Source organism: Mucilaginibacter pedocola (assembly GCF_002013915.1).
Lineage (GTDB): Bacteria > Bacteroidota > Bacteroidia > Sphingobacteriales > Sphingobacteriaceae > Mucilaginibacter > Mucilaginibacter pedocola.
This window is the reverse complement of the sequence record NZ_MBTF01000016.1, coordinates 69,225-77,782: the sequence shown is the minus strand read 5'-3', so window position 1 is coordinate 77,782 and position 8,558 is coordinate 69,225. Positions and strand designations below refer to the sequence as shown.

Below are 8,558 nucleotides of genomic sequence, written 5' to 3'. Positions count from 1 at the left end.
TCAACGGTTCGAATCCGTTATTCTCCACGCTTTTCAGTAGGCAGTATACAGTTAACAGTAAGCAGTTTTATGCTGCACACTGCGAACCGGGAACTGCAAACTGAAGAAACGTTCTTTGACATATTGGAAGAAGTAAAATTGAAGAGAAAACAACAGTAGAGGGCTGTTGCAGGCTCAGATTGTTAGCAATGACATGAAGACGGCAACACGAATCAAAAAGCATACAGTGCTGAGCAAAAGCAGCACAAGTATAGAAGAAAGTAAATAAGGGTACACGGGGGATGCCTTGGCTCTCAGAGGCGATGAAGGACGTGATAAGCTGCGATAAGCCCCGGGGATTAGCAAATATGATTTAATCCGGGGATTTCCGAATGGGGCAACCTAACTATTTGAAGAATAGTTGCAATAGCGCAAACCTGCTGAACTGAAACATCTAAGTAAGCAGAGGAAGAGAAAATAATAATGATTTCCAGAGTAGTGGCGAGCGAAATGGAAGAAGCCCAAACCATATATGTTACGGCATATATGGGGTTGTAGGGCCACAACATGACTACTAAAATGAACCGGAACGGGGTGGGAAACCCGGCCATAGAGCATGAGAGCTGCGTACGGGTAAGTAATAGTAAGATAGTGGTACCCTGAGTACCGCGAGGTCGGAGACGCCTTGTGGGAATCTGCCGGCACCATCCGGTAAGGCTAAATACTCCTGAGAGACCGATAGTGGACCAGTACCGTGAGGGAAAGGTGAAAAGAACCCCGAACAGGGGAGTGAAATAGAACCTGAAACCGTGTACTTACAAGCGGTCGGAGCACTGTAAAGTGTGACGGCGTGCCTTTTGCATAATGAGCCTACGAGTTACTCTTCTCTGGCAAGGTTAAGTGCTTCAGGCACGGATCCGAAGCGAAAGCGAGTCTGAATAGGGCGTATAGTCAGAGGAGGTAGACGCGAAACCTTGTGATCTACCCATGGGCAGGTTGAAGGTGCCGTAACAGGTACTGGAGGACCGAACCGATAAACGTTGAAAAGTTTCCGGATGACTTGTGGGTAGGGGTGAAAGGCTAATCAAACTGGGAAATAGCTCGTACTCCCCGAAATGTTTTTAGGAACAGCGTGATGGTAAAGTTATATAGAGGTAGAGCTACTGATTGGGTGCGGGGGAGTCAAATCCTACCAAATCCAGACAAACTCCGAATGCTATATAATATACATTGCAGTGAGGCTATGGGTGCTAAGGTCCATGGCCGAGAGGGAAAGAACCCAGACCATCAGCTAAGGTCCCCAAATTAACGCTAAGTTGAACTAACGAGGTCCGGCTGCACAGACAGCTAGGATGTTGGCTTGGAAGCAGCCATTCATTTAAAGAGTGCGTAACAGCTCACTAGTCGAGCGGCCGGGCATGGATAATAAACGGGCATTAAGCGTTATACCGAAGCTATGGATTACAATTAATTGTACTGGTAGGGGAGCATTCTAATTGCCGGAGAAGCAGGAAGGACAACTGACTGTGGAGGAATTAGAAAAGCAAATGTAGGCATAAGTAACGATAAGGCGGGAGAGAAACCCGCCCACCGAAAGACTAAGGTTTCCTGATCAACGCTAATCGGATCAGGGTTAGTCGGGGCCTAAGGTGAAGCCGAAGGGCGTAGCCGATGGACAACTGGTTAATATTCCAGTACTTTTTATAATTGCGACGCAGTGACGGAGTAGTGAAACTGGCGCGTGCTGACGGAATAGCACGTTAAAGGCTGTAGGTATAGGTTTGGTAGTTAAGTACGCCAGATTTGCTGAACGCTGATAGTACACCGAGCCTTCGGGTAAGGTGATAGCCCAGGTAACCAGGCTTCCAAGAAAACCTGCTAAGCTTCAGATTATAAAAACCCGTACCGTAAACCGACACAGGTAGTCGAGGAGAGGATCCTAAGGTGCTCGAGTGAATCATGGCTAAGGAACTCGGCAAAATGGCCCTGTAACTTCGGGAGAAGGGGCGCTGGTAGCAATATCAGCCGCAGTGAAAAGGCCCAGGCGACTGTTTAACAAAAACACATGGCTATGCAAAATCGAAAGATGACGTATATGGCCTGACACCTGCCCGGTGCCGGAAGGTTAAGAGGGGATGTTAGTCGCAAGGCGAAGCATTGAATCGAAGCCCCGGTAAACGGCGGCCGTAACTATAACGGTCCTAAGGTAGCGAAATTCCTTGTCGGGTAAGTTCCGACCTGCACGAATGGTGTAACGATCTGGGCGCTGTCTCAGCCATGAGCTCGGTGAAATTGTGGTATCGGTGAAGACGCCGGTTACCCGCAACGGGACGGAAAGACCCCATGCACCTTCACTACAACTTAACATTGATATCGGATACAGGATGTGTAGGATAGGTGGGAGGCTGTGATCTGGATTCGCTAGGATTCAGTTAGCCAACGTTGAAATACCACCCTTTCTGTATTTGGTGTCTAACTCTGCAAAGCGGAGGACATTGTTTGGCGGGTAGTTTGACTGGGGTGGTCGCCTCCAAAAAGGTAACGGAGGCTTTCAAAGGTAAGCTCAGTACGCTTGGTAACCGTACGCGGAGTGCAATAGCATAAGCTTGCTTGACAGTGAGGCAGACAAGCCGAGCTGGGTCGAAAGACGGATATAGTGATCCGGTGGTTCTGCATGGAAGGGCCATCGCTCAAAGGATAAAAGGTACGCTGGGGATAACAGGCTGATCTCCCCCAAGAGCTCATATCGACGGGGAGGTTTGGCACCTCGATGTCGGCTCGTCACATCCTGGGGCTGGAGAAGGTCCCAAGGGTTGAGCTGTTCGCTCATTAAAGTGGCACGCGAGCTGGGTTCAGAACGTCGCGAGACAGTTCGGTCCCTATCTGTTGTGGGCGTTGGAAGTTTGAGTGGGGCTGACCTTAGTACGAGAGGACCGGGTTGGACTAACCTCTGGTGAATCTGTTATGCCGCCAGGTGTACTGCAGAGTAGCTACGTTGGGAATAGATAAGCGCTGAAAGCATCTAAGTGCGAAACTAGCCACAAGATGAGACTTCCATTGAGGATCGTAGCAGACTACTACGTTGATAGGTTACAGGTCTAAAGATGGCGACATCAAAGCCGAGTAATACTAATAATCCGAAGCTTTCTCATAGCAGGTAAATAGGGTGGCGGCTCTGCCGCTGCCCGAACACAAAGCTGTTGTTTTCTCTCGAAATTACTTCTTTCAATAATATGTCAAGTTATAGTGAATGGAGAATACTTGATTGAGTGGGTAGTTATTGAACTCTACAACCACTCACCGCTTAACCCCTCACTACTAACTAAAAATATTCAGGTGCCTATATCGGCGGTGTCCACCTCTTCCCATTCCGAACAGAGAAGTTAAGCCCGCCAGAGCCGATGGTACTGCAGTAAAATGTGGGAGAGTAGGTCGGTGCCAACCTTTAAACAAGCCTTGTGTAGTAATACATGAGGCTTTGTTGTTTTATGGGGATTCCTAATCCATCATTTGTCATAGTGAGCCTGCCGAACCAGTCTCCCGCTCCCGCAAGCGTCCCCGCTTGTGGTAAGCATGCAAGGTTACCACTAAGCATTACCGCTATACATTCCACTACCATAGTCCATCTGCACATCTGAAATTCGCATATCTGCACATTCGCAATCCTGTCCGTCCGTCTGCAGGTGCCCTCATCGCAAATAAAAGCGGACAAACAAAAAATCTCCATCTCTTTATAAACAAGCTGCACCATGTTATACTTACCTATATCCCGAAGTAAAACTTTGGGGCAGCATAAAACGCCTCTGTCCGTCCTTCCGCCTATAATAAGGGGGGCTCCTGCGGACGGACGGACACCACAAGCAAGGCCTTGTCCGCCTCCCGTCCAAAATAAACGGTACTTGTAAACGGACGGACAGAACATCTTCTAAAGCGATGCCTCCCCAAAACGCATTGAAAGCCCTTTTAAAAAAAGGCTAATGGGGAGGGTGCATTAAAAAAACGGCGTTTTTTATCTTTTATCAGCAGAGAGAAAATCTTATCAGAGGTATTAGCAGCTGATTAATGCTATACTGCTAATGCATATTCCCCAACGTTTTCCCGGTTTTTTTTAATGAATGGTAGCAATGTTTGTATGCCATTTTTGCTTTTTGATATTTTAATCAATATCCATCAGGTAACTTATTTCCTGATACTTTTTACCTTGTAAATCGAAAATACGATGTTATAATTACAAGGATGAATGCCTTATTGGTACCGGGTAAAGTTGCTGCCGATGATATGTTTTTCGCAATGTTTTCGGGTGCTGATGCTAAATTGAGTTGCGAAGTTTTGCGGTTAGATATCCCAATGCGGGCAATTAGCTGATTAGCTGTTGCCCATCGCGTCTTGTCCGTCCGTTTGGAAGAGCCTTTTTTTGGCGGGTAAAGTAATAGGTACTTCGCTGCCGGGATCGTCCTCGCTTGTGGCACGGTTGCAAGATAGCCACAACATGTTACCACTAAGCATTCCGTTAATAGCAAGCCGCATACCTGTTCTGCGGACCACAAGCGAGGACGCTTGCGGTAGCGTATGAGCAAATTACTTAACTATCTGACACCCGTTCTGTCCGTCCGTCCGCAGGAGCCTACCCTTTTTGGGCGGACGGACAGGCTCATCAACCCTAAACCTGATAGTACGGAAAGGCGCTTCTATCAGCGGCTTGGAGGGATAGCAGGGCAGAACCTAACCTAAGCACCACTGCCATTGCTTTTCAAAAACCTGTCCGCATAGTTTTTGCAGAACGGCACGTTCGGACGGACGGACAGTTTCAGATGTGCAGATGTGCGGATATGCAAATGTGCAGATGGCTTTTGATGATGGAATGTTTAGCCGCAACGCCTTATTGTTACCTGTCTTGCGGACCACANCGAGGACGCTTGCGGTAGCGTATGAGCAAATTACTTAACTATCTGACACCCGTTCTGTCCGTCCGTCCGCAGGAGCCTACCCTTTTCGGGCGCACGGACAGGCTCATCAGCCCTAAACCTGATAGTACGGAAAGGCGCTTCTATCAGCGGCTTGGAGGGATAGCAGGGCAGAACCTAACCCAAGTACCACTGCCATTGCTTTTCAAAAACCTGTCCGCATAATTTTTGCAGAACGGCACGTTCGGACGGACGGACGGTTTCAGATGTGCAGATGTGCAGATGTGCGGATATGCAAATGTGCAGATGGCTTTTGATGATGGAATGTTTAGCCGCAACGCCTTATTGTTACCTGTCTCGCGGACCACAAACGAGGACGCTTGCGGTATCGGAAAAGGTAGCGTTTAAAACAAAAAAAGCGCCCCATCAGGAACGCTCTATCATATTTTGCAGCCGAACTTCATCATTCGAAATTCAGCGTTCGGTGTTCGATATTCTTCTTTCTGTCTTGTCTCTCGATTCTTACCTCTTGACTCTAAAAGCCTACTGCTTCTGATACTTGCTCAGTTTCAAATGTAGCGTAGTAGGGTCAAAGGGTTTCAGGATGTAGTCGTTCATGCCTGCGTTTTCTATCTGCCCCATTTGGTTGCTCAGCATTGATGCTGTAAGGGCAATAATGGGCAGGTTTTGAAAGTATGGGTCGGTTTTGGTGCGGATGATGCCTGCGGCTTCTAAACCGCCCATTATTGGCATGTGTATATCCATCAGCACCACATCAAAGTTTTTGTGTAGTTCAAGCTTATCTATTGCTTCCTGTCCGTTCTCGGCAAAATCGGCGGTGGCGCCCCATTTTTTCAGAACCTTGTTTATCAATAACCTGTTTATTTGGTTATCATCTACTACCAGTACGTTAATATTTAATCCTGTTTCCACTTTATTGTTATTATTTACGGCTTCGGTAACCAGCTTTTTAAAGGTTATGGTGAACCAAAAAGTGGAGCCCTTGCCCGGTGTACTATCTACGTTTACGCGCGAATCGTGCAGCTCTATCAAGCGCTTGCTGATGGCTAACCCCAGCCCTGTGCCGCCATATTCGCGGGTGGTGTTTGCCTCGGCTTGCTTAAAAGATTCAAATATGGTGTTTAATTTGTTTTTTGCAATACCAATTCCGCTATCTGTTACCGCAAATCGTATTCTTACCGTCTTTTTTGTCTGTTCTATTACTTTCAGCTCAATATCTACCCCGCCTTTTGCCGTAAACTTAACGGCATTGCTCACCAAATTAAGCAGTATCTGCACCAGCCGCGCCCTATCGCCAATTACCATATCGGGCACCGCCTTATCAACATTGCCACGCAGGTAAATACCTTTTTCCTGCGCTTTGTATTGCATAGAGGCGGTAACCCCGGCAACCATATCCCGCATATCTACGTTAGCTTTCTCCAGTTGGATGTTGCCCGTTTCAATTTTTGTAAAATCGAGCACATCGTTTATCAGGGTCATCAGGTTCTCTGCAGAAAACTTCAGGATGCTGAGGTTCTCTTTTTGCGATTCCAGTGGGTTATCGTTCAGCAAAATATGGCTCATGCCTATTACGGCGTTCAGCGGGGTGCGTATCTCGTGGCTCATTACGCCTATGAACATGTCCTTGGCACGGCTCAGGGCGAGGGCTTCTTCTTTGGCGGCTATCAGCTCCAGCTCGGCTTTCTTTTTGGCGGTGATATCGATGATTACCTCTATGTACTTATCCACCTTGCCCTTACCATCGGTAATTACCGAATTAATGACCGATACCCACACCGGCTGCCCGTCTTTACGGTACACCAGCAGGTCAACCTCGAAGGACTGCTTTTTGGCAGACAGCTCGCGCGATTTGGTGATGATAGATACATCTGTTAGCTCGCCCTTCAACGAATCGCCCAGGTGTTTATCCTTTACATCATCAAGCGTGTAGCCCGTAATATCTTCAAATGCCGAGTTTACCCACTCAACCTTGCCCTCGGCATCGTTTATCACTACGCCGCTGGTGGTTTTGCTGGCTACGAGCGATAGCATGCGCAGCTCTTCCTCTGCCTGCTTGCGGCTGCTAATATCAACCATTACGCCTATTTGCCGCTCTACGCTGCCCGCCTCGTTAAACAGGGGACTGTTAGACATAAACACCCAGGCGGTTGTGCCATCCTTGCGGTATATTTTTATCTCAACATTATAAGGCTTGTTCTCTTTAAAGTTCTGCACCGCTGCCTGAAAAACCGATAGGTCGGTTTCTTCGCCTACCAGTTTGGTGCCAATAGTTTGCCCCTTCAGTTCATCAAGCTTGTAGCCTATAATGTTCTCCAGGGCTTCGTTCATCCAAATTATTTTACCCTCGGCATCGCGTATAACGGTTCCGCTTGGCGATTTGCGTGCAGCGAAGGTGAGTATCTCCACATCCTGCTCGGCGCGCTTGCGGGCGGTAATATCTATAATAATGCGGATGTATTTATCTATAGAGCCATCGGCAGCATAAATAATGGAGTTGGTAACGGCTATCCAAACAGGGCGCCCGTCTTTAGAGAGCATAGATAGCTCCACCTCGTACGAGCGTTTGTGGCGTATAGCATCCAGCAGTTCGTGCTCGGCGGCTTCATCTTTGGGTTTGCCCTTCAGCACTTCGCCCAAAAACTTGTTATGCACATCAGATGTGGCGTAGCCCGTAATTTTTTCGAAGGCGGCGTTGGTCCACATTACGCAGTCGCGCGCATCGCTTATTACTACGCCGTTCTTTATTTTGCTGGCAACCAGGCTCAGCAGTTCGGTTTGCTCTGCCAGGCGTTTTTGCAGGGTAATATCGCGCCCGCTGCAATACCATTTGCCCGCTTTGTAAACGGCGGTCCAGCTTAGTTGCTTAACCTCGCCGCTGCTGGTAACGGTTTGCGTTTCTATCTCGAAGGGTTTTTCGGTAGCCTTTGCCTGCTCTATTACGGGCACATACTGCTCGCGGTTTTGCCCCACAACAAAGCTCCATAAACTCCTGCCCGTAGCTTCTTCTACGGTGTAACCCAAAATATCGAGTATGCAGTTGTTTATCAGCTCAATGTTCGCATCGGCACCGGCTATCAGGTGTATCTCGGTAGAGTTATTAAATAAGGTATAAAAATCTTTATGTACCTGCAGGCTGCTCTCCAGCTCTTTTTTTTGCTTACGTAGCACCAGGTGCGATATCACCTCGTTAGCCAGTATGCTAAGAGCATCGCGCTGCTCGGCATTTAATTCTTTTACGTGGTTATCCAGCACGCATAGCGAGCCTATGGGGTAGCCTTCGGGGTCTATCAGCGGGGTGCTGGCAAAAAAGCGCAAACCAAACTCGCCCGTAACCATTTCGTGGTGGCGGTAAGGTTCAACCTTAGAAACATCCGGAATGGCGGTAAGCCCGCCCTGCTTGTAGGTGTATTGGCAAAAGGTTTCGCCGATAGGTACTTCGGCAATATCCAGCCCTATCATCGATTTCATCCACTGCCGCCTGTCGTCAATAAAAGAGATGAAGGCTATGGGTGCCCCGCATATAAAGGATGCCAGGCGTGTAATAGCATCATACTCCTTCTCGGGCAACGTATCTAAGATATCGTAAGAGAGCAGGGCGGTTAAGCGCCTGTTTTCGGGCTCCGAAGGGGTATGATGCTCTACATCCATTGG

The 8,558-nt window shown here is 48.1% G+C and carries 3 protein-coding genes and 2 rRNA genes; 4 read left to right on the top strand and 1 reads right to left on the bottom strand.

Features of this window, described 5'->3' with window-relative positions:
* Positions 1-254 precede the first annotated feature (254 nt).
* The 4 genes from BC343_RS16685 (at position 255) to BC343_RS30785 (ending at position 5,108) form a co-directional block, all read left to right on the top strand.
* A 23S ribosomal RNA gene (locus BC343_RS16685) occupies positions 255-3,131 on the top strand.
* Positions 3,132-3,311: 180 nt separating this feature from the next.
* Positions 3,312-3,423 (top strand): 5S ribosomal RNA (gene rrf / locus BC343_RS16680).
* Between the two features lie 1,125 nt (positions 3,424-4,548).
* Positions 4,549-4,710, top strand: a complete 162-nt coding sequence (locus BC343_RS31070) for a hypothetical protein (RefSeq protein WP_156088762.1) — start codon at positions 4,549-4,551, stop codon at positions 4,708-4,710.
* Positions 4,711-4,907: 197 nt separating this feature from the next.
* Positions 4,908-5,108 (top strand): hypothetical protein, encoded by a 201-nt coding sequence (locus BC343_RS30785; RefSeq protein ID WP_143822237.1) that lies wholly within the window; start codon positions 4,908-4,910, stop codon positions 5,106-5,108.
* A gap of 318 nt (positions 5,109-5,426) precedes the next feature.
* Here BC343_RS30785 and BC343_RS16670 read toward each other — a convergent pair whose 3' ends face one another.
* Positions 5,427-8,555, bottom strand: coding sequence for a PAS domain S-box protein (locus BC343_RS16670; protein ID WP_078348948.1), 3,129 nt, complete (start codon positions 8,553-8,555; stop codon positions 5,427-5,429).
* Positions 8,556-8,558: the final 3 nt, after the last annotated feature.

Excerpts from the sequence above, each read along its gene's own strand:
- BC343_RS31070 (WP_156088762.1), top strand. The coding sequence starts at position 4,549 with ATGAGCAAATTACTTAACTATCTGACACCCGTTCTGTCCGTCCGTCCG.
- BC343_RS30785 (WP_143822237.1), top strand. The coding sequence starts at position 4,908 with ATGAGCAAATTACTTAACTATCTGACACCCGTTCTGTCCGTCCGTCCG.
- BC343_RS16670 (WP_078348948.1), bottom strand. The coding sequence starts at position 8,555 with ATGGATGTAGAGCATCATACCCCTTCGGAGCCCGAAAACAGGCGCTTA.